Source organism: Flavobacterium sp. 25HG05S-40, from assembly GCF_052654735.1.
Genome location: NZ_CP199750.1, coordinates 1,381,122 through 1,399,587, shown reverse-complemented (window position 1 = coordinate 1,399,587; position 18,466 = coordinate 1,381,122). Strand labels below are relative to the sequence as shown.

The window sequence follows — 18,466 nt, the reverse complement described above, 5'->3', positions numbered from 1 at the left end:
CATGAAAAAACTACTACTATTATTTTTTACGATTAATTGTTTTGCTCAGGCGCCTTCGATACAGTGGGAAAAGTCCTTTGGAACTACCTCCTTCGATTATGGAAGCGACATTAAACAGACTCCAGATGGAGGCTACATTATGGTAGGTGAAACTACTTCCAATACAGGTAGCTATGCCAGCAATCATGGTAAGTCTGACATCCAGGTCATCAAAATGGATGCTAATGGTGCATTGGAATGGCTTAGGCTTTTTGGAGGCTCAAATTTCGATATTTCCAGAAGTATTATTACAACTTCAGATGGTGGTTATGTGGTTGCCGGCCATACTGATTCAAGTGATTTTGACGTAGTAGGCAACAATGGTCTGAAAGATTGTTGGCTTATAAAACTAAACGCTCAGGGAAACACAGAATGGAAAAAATGTTATGGTGGGACTCAGGACGATTATAGTGGCACCCTTATCCAAACTTCTGATGGAGGTTATGCATTAGCCGGCTTTTCTGATTCAACAGATAGAGATTTTGCTTCTGTCATACCGTCGACTGATGGTTTTTTTATATTGAAATTGGATGCTGCAGGAAATATTTCCTGGAAACGAAAATTTCAGTCGAGCAATTATTACAGTGAAGCAAAAATAGAAATTAAAGAAACTCTCGATAATGCATTTTTATTTTCATACGGTTCGGCATCTCCAAATGGAATACGTGAAGGTAGCATTACTTATTATTACAGTGACCTTTTTGTAAAGAAAATTGACAGCTCGGGTAATACTGTGCTGTTTGAACGACGTTATGGTGGATCATATTCAGAAAGTGCCGGAGAAATAATTCCAACAAATGATTTCGGATTTATACTCGTTGGTACATCAATGAGCAATGACTTAGATGTTTCCGGTCACCACGGTATACCAACAACGGTGCACACCAGCGGTACTTTAGACATCTGGGTCATGAAAGCAGACAGCAATGGAAATATACAATGGCAAAAATCCCTTGGAGGCAGTAATAATGAATACTTCGGGCTCATAAAGAAAACCACTGATAATGGCTACGTAGTATTAGGTAGTACGGCTTCCAACGATGGTGATGTATCGGGAAATCACCAAACCACTACCTTAACCGAAGATTATTGGTTAATCAGGTTGTCCGAAAACGGCACTGTCTTGTGGAAAAAATGCTACGGAGGTTACGGCTCTGATATTGCTTCAGGTATACAGGTCACCAATGATAACGGTTATATTTTATCCGGATATACCAACTCCTTTAATGGAGATATAACCTCAAATAATGGCCAATTAGATGCTTGGGTGGTAAAGCTTGGTGCCGATGGCTTGTCAACTTCTGATTTAAGATTAAATGATTTTTCAGTCTATCCAAATCCGGCTCAAAACATATTGAATATCACTTCTAAAGCTAATCTGCCTATCGATAAAATAGCTATAGCCGATACAAGTGGCAGAATTATTATGGAACAGAACAGCAACCCAAACCAACTAAATGTGGAAAAATTATCAATCGGTATTTATTTACTTCAGGTATCTTCTGGAGAAAAGCATTACCAAACTAAATTCATAAAAAAGTAATAATGAACCAGCCTTTTACAAAACAAGAAAAAATACGATTCAAGCACGTAGACTATGCCGGAATTGTTTTCTATCCACGTTTCTTAGAAATGCTGAACGATTTGGTTGAAGATTGGTTTGAAGAGGCTTTAAACCGACCGTTTTCCAAAATCCATGAAACCAACGGAATTCCCACAGTAGACTTGAAAGTACAATTCAAAAAAGCAGCGCGTTTAGGTGAAATCTTAACCAAAAAACTCTGGGTCATCCACCTTGGCGGCGCATCAGTAACGTGTGGCTTCCGTTTTGAAGATGAACAAGGAAAAACCTGTCTCGAAGGCGAAGTAACCTTAGTAAACGTAGCCATTGCAGAAGACCGAAACACTATCAAATCAGAAGCGTTTACTGATGATATGAAAACCAAAATTTCATCATTCATAATTTAAAATTCAAAATTTAAAATAATTTCAGAATGGAGTTCAAAAAATTCAAAGCTGCGGCCGTTCAAACATCTCCTGTTTTTCTCCATGTAGAAAAAACAGTTGAAAAAGCCATTTCTTTTATAAAAGAAGCCACGTCAAACGGAGCCAATTTGGTCGCTTTTCCAGAAGTCTTTGTCGCCGGTTATCCCTATTGGAACTGGATAATGACTCCAGTTCAAGGAAGCAAATGGTATGAAGCTTTGTATAAATCATCGGTAAAAACAGACGATGTTGTGATGCAACCTTTATACGAAGCAGCCAAGAATTACAATTGCCACATTGTCATCGGAATCAACGAACGCGGCGATAGTTATGGCGAAATCTACAACACCAATCTTATCATCGACAATAACGGCAAACTAATCGGTAAACACCGAAAACTAGTACCAACTTGGGCAGAAAAACTAACCTGGACTTCAGGAGATGGCTCTTCGCTAAAAGTTTATGATACTGAAATTGGCCCAATCGGAACTTTAGCCTGTGGCGAGAATACGAATACATTGGCTAGGTTCACGTTGCTTTCTCAAGGCGAACTAATCCATATTGCCAATTATATATCTTTGCCTGTTGCACCGCCGGATTATAATATGGCGGAAGCGATTAAGATTCGTGCTGCCGCGCATTCCTTCGAAGGAAAATTGTTTACGATAGTTTCATGTTCTACGATTTCTCAGGAAATTAAAGATACGTTACGTGCGGATGTTCCTAATGTGGATGAATTGCTAACTAGAAAAAACTCTGCTTTTTCCGGAATTATAGGTCCAAACGGTGCTGTCGTAGGTGAACCTTTAATTGATGATGAAGGCATTGTTTATGCCGATATCGATTTGGAAAAATGCATTCAACCCAAACAAATGCACGATATCTTAGGACATTACAATCGTTTTGATATTTTTGATTTACGGGTGAATACCGCACCAACGAGAAAGATTACCTTTATAGACAATCACGAAGAGTTTAATAAAAAATAAAATGAACGAGAATCATTCAGACGACCAAATTGGAAGAGCTAGAGTTCAGGATTCCCCCGAATTACAGGCTTATTATAAAGAACTTGAACAACTTGGAGCTGGTGCGTTATGGACTGTTGCCAACGATATTGAACCCTGGGAACCAAGAAGCTCATCCGTACCGATGCTTTGGAAATATGAAAACTTACGCGAGCTGGTTTTAAGATCATCCGAACTCGTAACACCGGAACAAGCAGGAAGACGTGTAGTGTATCTGGTCAATGATAAACGTAAAGATGTTTCCGCTGCAGTAGGATGGCTTTACACCGGAATTCAGGTAACACGACCTGGCGAAAGTACTTCGGCACACCGACACAAAGCATCAGCTTTGCGTTTTATCATGGAAGGCGATAAAGGTTACACTGTCGTGGATGGCAATAAAATCATGCTGGAAGTCAATGACTTTGTCATTACACCGAACTCCACTTGGCACGAACATGGCGTGGAAGAAGGTGGTAAAACCTGTATTTGGCAGGATGGTTTGGATATACCTTTAGTCAATGCTTTAGAAGCTAATGATTATGCCGTATACGATGGAAAACAACCCCTTACTGCTCCGATTAATCATTTACCGTTGTCTTTTGATGGTAGCGGATTGATTCCGGCCGATCTTGTTTGGGACAAACCTTATTCTCCATTGTTCAAATACTCGTGGAAAAAAGTCTATCCAGCTTTATTGGAAGCTGCCAAAGTCAACCAGCCAAATCCTTTTGACGGAATTTTGATGCGCTATGCCAACCCCATGACCGGTGGTCATGTCATGCAAACCATGTCGGCCAGCATGCAACTGCTTCCCGCTGGATTCAGAGGAAAAGCGCACAAACATACCGGTTCATTTGTGTATCAATGTGCCAAAGGAAAAGGATTTTCCATCATCAACGGACAACGCTTTGATTGGAAAGAACGTGATATTTTCTGTATTCCGTCCTGGGCGTGGCATGAACACCACAATGCTTCGGAAACTGAAGATGCCTGTTTGTTCAACTTTAATGATTTACCGGTCATTGAAGGTTTGGGACTCTATCAAAGCAGGATTTTAGAAGAAAATAACGGTCATCAAACTGTTTAGACAAAAGAAAATAGAATATAGAAAATAGACTCTGAGCGCAGCTCCGTAGTCACTTAGCAAGCTAATAATGAAACTACTTACCTACACTTTAAAAGAACACTACGAACCACGTCTCGGATTCCTTCACAACAACCAAGTGATTGACATGGAAGATTTTGGCGAAATATCCAACTTTCCATTGCCAACAACTATGTTGGAATTGATTGACATGGGATTGGAATTGGTGGAAGAATTAAACGATTTGGTTGCCGATACCGAGCAAGCCTTCTTTGATGAAATTGCCTATACGATGGACGAAGTAAGCTTCCTAGCTCCTATTCCAAAACCGCGAAAAAATATTATTGGCATTGGTTTGAATTACACCGAACACGTAGCCGAAAGTGCCCGAACTTTGGACACTACAGGGAAGTTACCTCAAAAACCTATTATCTTTTCGAAACCACCGACAACAGTAACAGCAACGAATACAGAAGTAATTAAGAACACCAACCTAACATCGCAGTTGGATTGGGAAGTGGAATTGGCTGTCGTTATTGGCAAAAAAGGTAAATATGTGGCTAAGGCAGATGCGATGGATTATGTATTTGGGTATACCGTTATTAATGATATTTCGGCACGAGACTGTCGTCGTGAAGGACAATGGATTGTGTCTAAAGGACAGGATACTTTTGCGCCCATGGGACCTATTTTGGTTACCAAAGACGAAATCGAAAACCCACATAATCTCAATTTATCGTTAAAAGTAAATGGAGTTGAAAAACAAAACTCGAATACTAAATTCCTATTGTTCAACATCAACGATTTGATTGAAGATTTAAGTATTGTTTTTACTTTAGAACCCGGAGATATTATTGCAACCGGAACACCAGCCGGAGTTGGCGCAGGACGAGATCCTCAGGAATGGCTGTATGATGGCGATGTGATGGAAGCCACCGTGGAAGGGATTGGAACGATTGTCAATACCGTTAAAGAGATTTCTAAATAAAAGAGTATACCGCGTTAGGGATTGTAGCAAGTACCGTGTACTGCGGAAAGCCCGACCTCGTTCTTTGGAACGAGGGAACGCCCAAGAAATAAAAATAAAATGAGAAAATACAGAATAGGACAAATAGTTCCTTCTTCAAACGTGACGATGGAAACTGAAATTCCGGCGATTTTTCGTTCCAGAGAAACGATTTTGCCTGAACGTTTTACATTCCACAGCAGTAGAATGCGCATGAAAAAAGTGACTAAAGAAGAGCTCGAAGCCATGGATGCCATGAGTTTAAAATGTGCTCAGGAACTTTCGGATGCACATGTTGATGTTATGGGTTACGCCTGTCTGGTGGCCATAATGAGTATGGGAAGAGGGTATCATTGTGTGTCCGAAGTGAATTTGCATCAGGAAACGGTGGCCAATGATTTTCCAACGCCAATAGTCACTTCTGCGGGAGCTTTGATTAATGGTTTGAAGGTTTTGGGAGCTCAACAAATATCGATTATCACGCCGTATATGCGACCGTTGACAGACATGGTGGTGGATTATATTGAGCATCAAGGCATCAAAGTAAAAGAAAGCATTGCGCTAGAAATTCCGGATAATCTGGAAGTCGCTGCACAAAACCCTATGAATTTATTGGAAATTTACAAGCGTTTAGATTTAACCGATGTAGATGTCTTAGTTGTCTCTGCCTGTGTTCAAATGCCATCGTTAGAAGCTGTAGATTTGATTCAGGCCGAATGTGGTATTCCTGTAACTTCAGCTGCGGTTTGTACAACCTACGAAATGATGAAAAAATTGGGGATTGAAGCCAAGTCGGCTATAGGTGGTGCCTTATTGAATGGTAGTTACTAACCTTTACCGACCGGTTTTCTAGATTCAGTTGAAGGAATAGCCTAGTAATTATGTAACTATATACAAAGATTTCGTAACAAATGTAATTGTTGTTTTTAGAATATTTGCAGGTAGTAACCTTAAAACTTTATTATTATGAACGGATTCTTTAAAACCATTATTGCCGGATTTACTGCCAAAAAATTGGGTGGAGGCTGCTTATCGATGATTATCATTTTCATTATTATTTATTGGCTCCTCGGAAAATTATAAAAAAGCATTTCCCATTTTTTACCTATACTATTTTAACCTACTTTTGCGGTATACTTTTTGCTTTAGCAAGAAAACAATTTGGGGTCGACTGGTTTTGACAGCAAGTCGAATTGAATTGTAAGCACGTCGAGCATTGTGCTTTTTGCTCGTAAATCCAAAGGCACGAACTTATAAACGGCGAAAATAACTACGCTTTAGCTGCATAATCCGAATTATAGTACGATTAGCCACGTCTCTACTAGGTAGAGAAGCTGGATTCTCCTCAAAAGCCTTGGTTTATGGCGTTTGATTCTGGGGAACCGTAAAAGTAAACCTAGGAAAGGTAATGTTCTAAATCCTTTCTGACACTAATAGAGCTAAGCATTGGGTCGCTGTCTTTGGCATAACCCGATGTCGAAAACCTAATCAGAGACTAAGCGTGTAGAAAACTCTTTAGTTGCTTGTTTGGACGGGAGTTCGACTCTCCCCGACTCCACATCGAGCGCAATTTGATTGCAGCTTTGAAATAAAAAATCCACCAAGTTTACTTGAGTGGATTTTTTAATTTAAAGATGTCTGCCTTGCAAAGGCAGTAAATTGCATTTGCAATTTTGGAACTACAGAGATGAGCATGGCTACTCTCCCCGACTCCACAGAAATCCTGCTTCGGCAGGATTTTCTTTTTCAGTAGCACCACTAGTTGCTTCTTTACACTATTGCTCCCGCCATACGTTGCAATCTTTTGTATTGTTGGTCACCCTGAGCGTAGTCGAAGGGGTTTTTATTCAACAATAAAAAAGGATTTCCACTGCTGTCGGGGCTAGAATCAACTATTGATTTTCTTTCAACCATAAAAAAACCCCGTCTTTCTAGACGGGGTTTTGTGTATCCTTTTTCGTTTATCGTTTCAAGGTAAAGTGAGCTTTAAACTGTCGCGGTGCTGACGTGCCCGGTTCAATATAATCAACCGTAAACCAGTAATCATCTGATGGTAATAGATGTCCGTTGTAGGTTCCATCCCATCCTATACCTGCGGCACTAATCTGTTTCAAGAGTTTGCCATAACGGTCAAAGATATAGATAGTAGCGCCTGGTTGGTCTTGCAATCCTCGGATAAACCAAGTATCGTTAAAGCCGTCTCCATTCGGTGTAAAGTAATGTGGATAATCAATCGTCTGTGCAAAGCGAATCTCCAACTCATCACAACTGTACGCAACGCCATCAGTCATATCCCAAACATGGATAATGTGTGGCTCAAAGGAAACGTTTTCAAACACATTACTAATTTGTCTTGGACCATCATCCAAACTGTACTGATAATTAGTACTATACCCTTGGATGTTCACCACAATACTCTGAGAATCACTAAAGGCATTGGTTACCACAAATCCGGTAGTGCCCGTTGGGATAACTGCAGGACCTGACTGACGTACCACAAATGGTGCTGAAGTGTAATCACAGTTTAAACTGTTACTATAGTTATTGGTTACATGCACCACATAGGTTCTGTCACCTCCGCCTGCTAATGCCGTATTTACGGTATAGCTCGATCCTGTTCCTAAAACAGTAGTCATATCGCCTACTTCAAACCATTCAAAGGTATAATCTGCAGGATTGGCAATGCCACTATTCAAGGTCAGTTCTCGAAGTACCGTGTCATCGGTAAAATCAACACAGATGCTTGTGATGCCGTTGGCTGTTTGTATTTGAGGATTCGGTTTGCGCTCTACTCGAATACTGGCCTGAGTAACGGCAGAACAGAACGGAGTAATACTGTTGCTACTATTCTCTACTTTTATCCAAATCGTATCCGTATCCTGATCGGTCTGATAAGCTTGTGCCTCTGCCGAGCTAAGCGGTATTGCTGTTGGATTAAGTGTCGGATCAACCGTATAATAACTCACTAAGAAAATGGCTGGGTTTTGAGTCCCCAACACCTCTGCATTCCACAGTGTCTCAAGATTAAGTACCTCCACGCCATCAAACGGATCTGGCGTATCGCTGTCACACGCATCATAAGGGGTTACAGCATTAGCCACAGCATAATCCTCCACTACAAGATTTAGTGTTCCTGTAGCGTTTACACAAGTTGTAGCCTTGTTCACTACACGGATGTAAATCGTTTGGGTAGTAGGTGATGTCGTATTGATATAACTTGCCGGTAGTGGTGTTTCTCCGGTATTGGTTGCCGGATTGGCGCCTACTGCCGTTAGGTAATAGCTTATGGTATAATCGGCTGGCAATTGTCCTGTAGTAGCACTACCCAATATCTGTGGTGCCAATAACGGATTCGATAAATCAAAGACTGTAATACCATCAGCATCGTCATCACAAGCTCTGTAAGGATTCAAAGGCTGTATTACTGTTGGTAGCGGGTTCACCGTTAAGGCTTGCTCCACGATAACATAACAGCGGTTTCCTAGATAATCCACCTGAGTATTCTCTACTCGGATAAATACATTGCTACCCACTAGTGCTGTAGTAGCCGGAATGATTTCATTGGTATTATTCTCCGCATCTAAACGAGTAGGGAAATAATGGAAGGTAAGGTTGGTCACGCCATTGGCAATGTATGCTTCGTTTACCGTTAAATCAAATACCTCCAACATATCTCCAGGACTATTGTAGTCACATTGTGGTGTCAATGCTGGTGGATTGGTACGTGGTGTTGGTATCGGAAGTACTCGGATATCCAAACTCGTAACGCTAGTACAGCCATCAGGGCTAGTCACTACAACGCCTAAGGTTTGTACTGCTGGATGAGCACCTTCATTAGTATAATTTGTAAAATCCGGAATATCACTTGCTCCTCCAGCTTGTGCTAAAGCATAGCTTGAGTAATACGTTACTGTATAGCCTGAGGTATTTAGATTTTGACTAATCTCGGCATCTTTTATCGTTAAATCAAAGGCCGTGAATTGATTGTTCGGTGTAGCATCATCATCACAAATACTCAGTGGTGTTGGTGTAGTAAGTAATAACGGGATATTGATCTCCAATTGGAACGAACCAATATTGAAGCACTGCGTAAGGGCGTCTTCTACACGAACCCAAATCGTATCGCCATTGGAACCACTATGAGTTCTAGGTGTAACGATACTAAGCGCAACACCCGTCTGTGCATTTGCAAGACTGGTATAGTAAGTAACCGTATAGCTTCCTGATGAAGGCTGTTGTGCCAATACATCCGCTGTACGCTGGGTTAAATCTACTGCAGTGATGGCATTTTGAGTATTGCTGTCTGTATCACAGATTACAATATCGTCTAACAACACTGGTGCTACTGGACTTGGGTTAACATTTAGTACAAGGGGTATAACACTAACGCAGCCCGTGATAGCATCTTCAGCTCTGACATAAATAGTCTGAACATAACGAACGATATTGTTATACGACGCTGGGTTTGGAATACTAGCACCATTATTATCAGCATCATCTTGTGTTTCATGGAAAGTAACAATGTACGTTCCTACTCCACCCAATAAGCCCGGAAGTAGACTGTTTAAATTAAATGTTGCTATTCCATCTTGATCCTGATCACAAATCGTATACGGTGTGGTAGGCGGAACTAAGGTTGGTAATGGCTCTACTCGGATATCCATCGAAGAAACCACACGACAACCTGTTGCCTGATTAGTGATCACAACGCCTAAAGTTTGAACATACTGCACGGTATTTTGGTAAAACAAATTGAAAATCTGTCCTACGGTAGTGCCGTTTTGAGCTGCTGGAAAACTTTCATAAAAAGTAACGGTCATACCCGGTTGTCCTAATAGGATGCTGTTTACTCTGCTTGCTAAATCAAAAACCTCATAGCCAATTAAACTTTGATCATTATCACATACCGAATATTGTGGATAGTTCGGTTGTAATGAATTTGGTAACGGATTAACCACCAAGGTTAACGGTACAATATCAAAACAGCCAGTAGCTCTAAATTCTACCCTAACATAAATCGTTTCTGAGTTGATAGTTCCGTTTGGATAAGAAGTTACATTGGTAATGTTACCCGTTCCTAATTGAGCGTCAGAAAAGTTGTTATAAAACGTTACATTTACGGTCGTTGGACTTATAACTCCCAATATCTCCGGAATTCTAGTTGTTAAATTAAAATTCTCAAATCCAATATCAGCCGGTGTTAACTGATTGTCATCGCATAACTCATAATCTGCAGGATCTACAGCTTCTGGAGTTGGGTTTACACTTAACTTCAACTGAGTATAATTGGCACATCCTGTCAAAGTATAGAATACACGAACAAAAAGAGTTTGTGAGTCTCGGCGAATGTTGCTATATAAGGTTGTTAACGAAATTGGATTTGCCCCTCTCTCAGCATCAATCTGTGTTTCGTGATAGCTTACCGAAACCCCAGAAGGAACTGGTGATCCTGCAATAGCAGCAGTTGCTGTATTCAAATCAAAATCTCCAAAGCCATCATTATTTGGGTCACAATACTGCAATGGCGGAGGCGTATTCGCAACAGGGCCTGGAGTTACTCTTAATAATTGCGTTGTGGTAGCATAGCAACCCTTAGCATCTTCTACTCTGATATAGACAATTTCGTTATCACTACCAGTGTACGTTAAAGGAGTTGTTATTGATGCCGCTATATTTTCATTTTGAGCGTCAATAAGATTGTTATAATAAGTGACCGTTAAACCTGGAGTTCCACCGGTTACTACAGCTTCATTTATAGTTAAATTAAACTGAGCAGTAGGTGTTACACCATTGCTACATTGGAATATTGTTGGCGGCGTATTGGCTGGTGGCAATGGATTAACAACTAGATTGAAACTACCTGTTGTATTACAACCTGTGACATTATCACTAATATTAAACCAAATCGGTTTAGAGATGGATGTGTATAAATTAGGTAATGGCGTAGCAGTCGCACCAGTTGGATTTTGAGCATCAGTCAAATTATCATAGAATCGTATCGTTACCCCTGAAAGACCTGTTATCGATGGAATCATAGTTGAAAGATCGAACACCTCTTGATTTGGCAATCCAGTGTAATCACATAACTCATAATCAGCAATAGTGGCATTTGGAATCGGAATAGGATTCACAATTAAGTTAAACGAAGTCGTTGAAAAACACGTTGGTGCCGCTGGATCAAATACACGTACAAAGATTGGTTGAATTCTTGGTCTAATATTGCAATACGATGCGGTTGTAATGGGGTTAGCGCCTAAGTCAGCATCTGGTTGCGTCTCATGATAGGTTATAGTTAGACCACCAACTGAAGTAACTTCTGGATCTTTGGTAGTTAAATCAAAACTACAATAGAACCCATCATTATTTAAACTGTCATCACAAACCACATAATCAGTTGGAGCAGTAATTATTGGAGCTCCAATAACATTTACCGTAGCAGTTCCTGTTTGATTTTGAGAGCATGTTGTTGTACTACTATCAGTTACACTAACTAAAGTATAGATATATGTAGCAGCAGTTGCAGTTGATGGAATTGGAAGCGATACACTATCACCTGAAGTGGTCGTTATTGAAAAAGGAACTGTATTCAACGTATAGTTAAAAGTGTATGGAGCAGTTCCATTGGCACCAGTCCAAGTTACAACAGGAAGACTAGCTCCCATACATACCGAGGTTGTTCCTGAAATCGTTGCTGTTGGTGAAGGATTGATTGTAATTGTTGCAGAACCAACTTGAGGTTGAGAACAAACCGTAGCTCCAGAGCCTGTTACACTAACCAATTGATAAGTAAATATACCAACTGTTCCGGTAGGAGCTGAAAGTGTGACACTGTTTCCAACTGTAGTCGAAATCGTCTGAGTTGAACCACTTGGATCTAAATAGGTAAATATATAAGGTGCAACTCCATTAGCACCTGTAAATGTAATCAATGGATTTGGAGCATTTTGACAAACAGCCGTTGTTCCTGAAATTGAAGCTGTGGGCAAAGGCACTACCGTAACAGTAGCTGAGCCAGATTGTAATTGGGAACAAGCCGTGGTTCCAGAACTTGTAACACTAACCAATTGATAAGTAAATGAACCGGTAGCACTAGTAGAAACTGGAATTGTTACGCTATTTCCTGAGGTAGTTGAGATTGTTTGCGAAACTGCATTTTCATCTAAATAGGTGAAGGTATAGGGTACTGTTCCATTGGAACCTGTAAATGTTATCAATGGATTTGATGCATTTTGACAAACCGATGTAGTTCCAGATATGGTAGCTGTAGGTAATGCTATAACTGTAACAGTGGCACTACCCGATTGTAACTGAGAACAAGCAAGTGCTCCAGAACTTTGAACACTGATTAAAGTGTAAGTAAATGTTCCCGCAGAACTTGTAGCAATTGGAAGTGTAAATGTGTTTCCAGTACTTGGAGGTGATGTAATTGTTGTAACACCACCGTCAGTACTATATGTAAATCTATAAGGCGCAATTCCGTTAGCTCCAGTGAAAACTACACTAGGGCTAGGTGCATTCAAACAAACTGACGTGGTACCGGAAACTGATGCCGTTGGCAATTGATTAACCGTCACGGTTGCTGTTCCTGATTGTAACTGAGAACATGACGGCGTTCCAGAACTTTGAACACTGATTAAGGTATAAGTAAATACTCCATCCGTAGCAGTAGAAACAGGTAGGGTAACTGTATTTCCAACGGTTGTCGAAATCGTCTGAGTTGCTCCATTTGGATCTAAGTAAGTAAATGTATATGGTGCTGTCCCGTTCGCTCCTGCAAAAGTGATATTAGGACTAGTCGCATTTCTGCATACCGATGTTGTTCCGGAAATTGTTGCAGTTGGTAATGCTCTTACCGTAACTGTTGCTGTACCACTAATATTTTGTCCACAAGTAGTCAAATTAACACTAACCAAACTATAAATAGAGTTAATCGTTAAGTTAGGGGTAATTACTGTTCCAACTCCTGAACCATTTAATGTAATTTGAGCAGGAGTTCCATCAACGGTATAATCTACAATGGCAGTTGGAGTACCAGTAAAGGTAATCGTAGTACTAGTATTTGAACAGATTGTTGTTGTTCCAGAGATTGTTACTGTTGGCAATGAAGTAACTGTAACAGTTGCACTACCCGATTGTAACTGAGAACAAGCAAGTGCTCCAGAACTTTGAACACTGATTAAAGTGTAAGTAAATGTTCCTGCAGTACTTGTAGCAACTGGAAGTGTAAATGTATTTCCAGTACTTGGAGGTGATGTAATTGTTGTAACGCCACCGTCAGTACTATAAGTAAATCTGTAAGGCGCAATTCCGTTAGCTCCAGTGAAAACTACACTAGGGCTAGGTGTATTCAAACAAACTGACGTGGTACCGGAAACTGATGCCGTTGGCAATTGATTAACCGTTACAGTAGCTATTCCTGATTGCAACTGAGAACACGACGGCGTTCCAGAACTTTGAACACTGATTAAGGTATACGTAAATACTCCATCCGTAGCAGTAGAAACAGGAAGGGTAACTGTATTTCCAACGGTTGTCGAAATCGTCTGAGTTGCTCCACTTGGATCTAAGTAAGTAAATGTATATGGTGCTGTCCCGTTCGCTCCTGCAAAAGTGATATTAGGACTAGTCGCATTTCTGCATACCGATGTTGTTCCGGAAATTGTTGCTGTTGGCAATGCCCTTATTGTAACTGTTGCTGTACCACTTATATTTTGTCCACAAGTAGTCAAATTAACACTAACCAAACTGTAAACAGAATTAATTGTTAGGTTAGGGGTAATTACTGTGCCGACTCCTGAACCATCTAATGTAATTTGAGCAGGAGTTCCGTCAACTGTATAATCTACAATGGCAGTCGGAGTACCAGTAAAGGTAATCGTAGTACTTGTATTTGAACAGATCGTTGTTGTTCCCGAGATTGCTACTGTTGGCAATGAAGTAACTGTAACGGTGGCACTACCCGATTGTAACTGAGAACAAGCCGGCGTTCCAGAGCTTTGTACACTAATCAGGGTATAAGTAAAGGTTCCAACTGCACCAGTCGCAACTGGTAATGTAAATATATTTCCTGTACTTGCAGGTGATGTTATTGTTGTGACGCCACCGTCAGTACTATATGTAAATGTGTAAGGCGCAACTCCGTTAGCTCCTGTAAATGTGATATTCGGACTAGGATCGTTTCTACATACTGAAGTTGTTCCAGAAATTGTCGCGGTTGGTAATTGATTAACCGTTACGGTTGCTGTGCCTGATTGCAACTGAGAACATGCGGGAGTTCCAGAGCTCTGAACACTAATTAAGGTATAAGTAAATACGCCGTCCGTGGAAGTAGAAACCGGAAGGGTAACTGTATTTCCAACGGTTGTCGAAATCGTCTGAGATGCTCCAGCTGGATCTATATAAGTAAATGTGTAAGGTGCTATTCCAACAGCTCCGGTAAATGTAATATTAGGACTTGCAGCATTTCTACAAACAGTTGTGGTTCCTGATATTGTTGCAGTGGGTAATAAATTAACATGCAAAGTAAACGATGTCGTTGCAAAAATAGTGTTATCACTATTATCTGTTATTCTAACATATATTATTTGTCCCTCTACTCCATTAAAAGTCGCCAAGGGTCCAGGAATACTCGGTGTTCCTGCGGTAGCCTGAGGTTGTGTATTGTGAAAAGTAATGGTATAATTGGCAGCAATCTGTCCATCTAACGCAGGTGTAATTTGTTGTGTTAAGTCAAATACTCCAGTCCCTAGATTTGTGGGTTCCTCACATACTCTAAGGTCACTTAAATTCCCTATACGAATGGAACAATTACTAATGATAAGATCAAAAGGTTTAACAACGTGACAATTGAAATTAATCAAATAGATAGAAGCGTAAACGGTGTAAGTTCCGGGTAGCGTTCCAGGAGAATAGGACGTTGGATTTGGAATTGGATTACGTCCTGAATCAGCATCTGTTGGATTCGTGTGATACGTTATAAAATATTCTAAAGGGTTCAATGAACCTAAAATGACACTCGTATTTACTGTTAAATCAAAAACAGTTCCACACTCCGTTAAATCGCGAGGAGCGCCGGTCAAATCGGTTTTTACTGTTAAGGTAGTTGTAGATGAAGCCGTTTGTGGAACACCGCATACCTGATAGGTAGACTCCAAAGTGTAAGTCGTTGTTACATTTGGACAAACAGTAACTGTTGGTCCAGTACCTACCACTACTCCAGCTGAAACAGGCCCTTCATACCATGTGATGGTTTGAGGCACACTTGGACCCGTTGGCGTAAATCGCCATGCCTCTGAAACGTTATCTCCGTTATTTGGATTTGTTGGCGTTGGATCAGTAGTAAAAGGCGTTGCATTTCTACCTGGCGCTGCATAGCCTTGCGTACCCGTTGCATTCATTATACCAATGGTACCTCGACCTCCGTTCCAAGTATCAGCCGCTAATGGTGGCTCACACGCTGTTCTTCGCTGCACATATACTTCTATGATATTAGACACCTCGTACAGAACAATTTGCATGGTTGAAACGCCAATATCATTTCCACATAGAAATTGAGGTAAATCTTTATAATTAACAATAAATTTTCGGCAGGGATAAGTACCCACAACCTGATAATTAATGTTTTTTGAATTGGGAGCTATATCAGCAACACCAAAATTAGTATCTTGAAACACGCCCATTATCGAATTACTTACATCATTGGCTAAAGCAGGAGGTGCATAAGATGTATCTGGAATCGGTAAATTATAATTCCAACGACAAAACGGAAAATCACGAGGAGGCTCCGGAGGATGATATTTAAAAGTTATAATTCCATTGGTACCCACCTGGAGAGAATTGTAGTTATTCCCAAAAAAACAAAAATTCATACCAGCAGGAAAACTAAACACATCAGACCAATCATCATCTCCTAAAGTTCTCGGATCACTTGCTGGTAGTGGATACAATTGGACCCAACTTGGGTTAGCGAAAGGTGCTTGCGGACAATATGGTATTTGTGATACAGTATAATTTGTTGTAGAAGGCACTGGTGAAACATTAGCCTGCAATGTTCTGCACTCGCCAGGCGTACATAATGTTAAATCTAATGCAGGTGTACCTGGCGCTGGATCTGCTTCCACCGTAGCACATCCGTTTGGAATTACATTTACTGATAAAGAAATAGCTGCAGGTACAAGATCTCTCTCACACAAAGTGAAGAATCCTTTGATCTTTACTAATCCATACACAACAGATTCTGTTAGTACACCTGTTATATAAGTACCAATACCTGCTGCATTTATATTAAATGTATCAGAAAATGGCGGAAACACACTTGAATCCTCTATAGTAACCGTGGTATTAGGTGTTCCTGTAATGGTAAAAGTTGCTCTGTTACCCGGACAAATCGTCTGTACTAAACTTGTACTAGTTACGTTTGGTATTGGATTACGAGTAATGGTTACCGAGTTAGTAATTGGAGCGCAAGCCCCTACTGTCGAAGTTACTGTATAAATGGTAGAATTGGCTGTCGGTGTAACTATTGGATTGGCAATGTTTGAGGTAAATCCGGCTGGGTTCGATGTCCAGCTATACGTATTCGACGGACTACCGCTGGCATTAAGTTGAAAAGTACTTCCAGCACATACGGGCGAATTAACCGGGACTGTTATTTTCGGTCCTACTTTGATATTTGTCATAGTCACCGTTGCTGGTGTTGGCGTTGCGCTATCTGTGATAGTAACTGTGTACGTTCCTGGAGGTATGTTGGTAAAAATACCTGTAGCATTATTTAGATTTATAGATCCTCCTACTAAAGTATAATTCGTGTACGGAGGCGTTCCTCCAAATCCTGTTACGGTAACCGATCCATCATTGGGCGTAACACAAGCAGCGTCTGTAAGGTTTACAGAAATCATAAGATCGTCTGTCAACATCATGTCGTCAATAGCAAAATCGTTTCCGATGCTACTTATATTGGTATTGATAAGTTCTAGTTGCACTGTGGTGGCCGTGGCTACAAAAGAATAAATTACATGTCTCCAACTTTGTGCTGGTGCTGGTGCTGTCGTAGATCCGGATAATAAAACAGGAGCTGTTCCTCCTATAACCTGAAACGTAACATTGGCTGGCGATCCTAAATTAGAAGTTGATTTGATCCAGTAACTGAATCTGTATGTTGTTCCGATTACTGCGGTAGTTATTCCAGCACCAGTATTCCCAGCTCTCCAAAAGCGACTTCCAGCTGTGGTAGTTCCATCCACAATCAACATTCTACCTGATCCGGTGGTATGATCACCTTCATAAATAAAATCAGCGGTATTAATGGTATTTGGATTGTTGATAACCGCAAAATTTCCGGGTACAGAGGTACCTGAATAAGGCGCTAGTAAACCATTATATCCTGTATCATTAGCGACAAAACCTATACCAGAACCTCCCAATTCAAATCCAGGATTTCCAATTAAATTTTGTGAATATGTAACGTTAATAAAGAGTAAAGTTAAAAAGAGTAAAATTTTACTTTTCATAGTATTCTGGTTTTTTGAGGCGTAATTTACACAAATTTAACAGAATGACAACCTGCAAAATTGAATATTTTAAATATTAACACTTACAAGTTTATATTGAATTTTATTATTTATCTTTGTGACTTTATTTTTAAAACCCAAATTAACAGAGAATTTAATGGCAAATAGTGACCAAATTAATGACGATTTAGGAGAAAATCATATCGCAACCAGTGCGCAAAACCCTGTAAGAAATGATGCGTTTAATTTGACTGACGAACAAAAAATTGAACTCATAAAAAAAGACGTCGAAAGCATGTTGAATACCCTCGGAATGGATTTGACAGATGACAGTTTGAAAGGTACTCCGAATCGTGTGGCCAAAATGTTTGTCAAAGAAATTTTCGGAGGATTAAATCCGGATAAAAAACCAAAGGCTTCTACTTTTGCCAATAACTATAAGTATGGAGAAATGCTGGTAGAGAAAAACATAACGCTCTACTCTACCTGCGAACACCATTTGTTACCTATAATAGGTAAAGCACATGTTGCCTATATTTCTAAAGGAACTGTCGTAGGGCTTTCCAAGATGAACCGAATTGTAGACTATTACGCCAAAAGACCTCAGGTACAAGAACGTTTGACGATGCAAATTGTACAAGAACTACAGCAGGTTTTAGGTACTGATGATGTGGCTTGTATTATTGACGCCAAACACCTTTGTGTCAACTCGCGCGGCATACGAGATATAGAAAGCAGTACGGTTACCTCTGAATATGGAGGGAAATTTAAAGACGAAATGACCAAAAGAGCGTTTTTAGATTTCATTAAATTAGATACTAAATTTTAATAG

8 protein-coding genes and 1 other RNA gene are annotated in these 18,466 nt (G+C 40.2%); 8 read left to right on the top strand and 1 reads right to left on the bottom strand.

From position 1 onward, the window contains the following. The first annotated feature begins 1 nt into the window (after position 1). The 7 genes from ACULEU_RS05930 to ssrA all read left to right on the top strand — a co-directional run bounded on the left by ACULEU_RS05930 (position 2) and on the right by ssrA (position 6,686). On the top strand, positions 2–1,582 hold the full coding sequence (locus ACULEU_RS05930) for a T9SS type A sorting domain-containing protein (protein ID WP_445454526.1): 1,581 nt from the start codon (positions 2–4) through the stop codon (positions 1,580–1,582). A 2-nt stretch (positions 1,583–1,584) separates the two neighbouring features. Further along, positions 1,585–2,007 (top strand): acyl-CoA thioesterase, encoded by a 423-nt coding sequence (locus tag ACULEU_RS05925; protein WP_445454525.1) that lies wholly within the window; start codon positions 1,585–1,587, stop codon positions 2,005–2,007. A 26-nt stretch (positions 2,008–2,033) separates the two neighbouring features. Beyond that, positions 2,034–3,014: a carbon-nitrogen hydrolase family protein gene (locus tag ACULEU_RS05920; protein ID WP_445454524.1), complete on the top strand. Its 981-nt coding sequence runs from the start codon at positions 2,034–2,036 to the stop codon at positions 3,012–3,014. 1 nt (position 3,015) lies between these two features. Further along, positions 3,016–4,122 carry a cupin domain-containing protein gene (locus ACULEU_RS05915; protein ID WP_445454523.1) on the top strand — a complete coding sequence of 369 codons (1,107 nt, stop codon included), beginning with the start codon at positions 3,016–3,018 and terminating at the stop codon, positions 4,120–4,122. Positions 4,123–4,189: 67 nt separating this feature from the next. Continuing rightward, positions 4,190–5,107 (top strand): fumarylacetoacetate hydrolase family protein, encoded by a 918-nt coding sequence (locus tag ACULEU_RS05910; RefSeq protein ID WP_445454522.1) that lies wholly within the window; start codon positions 4,190–4,192, stop codon positions 5,105–5,107. Between the two features lie 99 nt (positions 5,108–5,206). Further along, entirely contained in the window at positions 5,207–5,956 is a 750-nt protein-coding gene (locus ACULEU_RS05905) for a maleate cis-trans isomerase family protein (protein ID WP_445454521.1), read from the top strand. A 332-nt stretch (positions 5,957–6,288) separates the two neighbouring features. Then, positions 6,289–6,686, top strand: a transfer-messenger RNA (tmRNA) gene (ssrA, locus tag ACULEU_RS05900). Between the two features lie 400 nt (positions 6,687–7,086). On the opposite strand, the gene ACULEU_RS05895 is transcribed toward ssrA, so the two are convergent. Beyond that, entirely contained in the window at positions 7,087–17,634 is a 10,548-nt protein-coding gene (locus tag ACULEU_RS05895) for a T9SS type B sorting domain-containing protein (RefSeq protein WP_445454520.1), read from the bottom strand. Between the two features lie 157 nt (positions 17,635–17,791). On the opposite strand from ACULEU_RS05895, the gene folE reads away from it, so the two are divergent. Beyond that, complete coding sequence (gene folE, locus ACULEU_RS05890) at positions 17,792–18,463, top strand: GTP cyclohydrolase I FolE (RefSeq protein WP_445454519.1); 672 nt, start codon at positions 17,792–17,794, stop codon at positions 18,461–18,463. Positions 18,464–18,466: the final 3 nt, after the last annotated feature.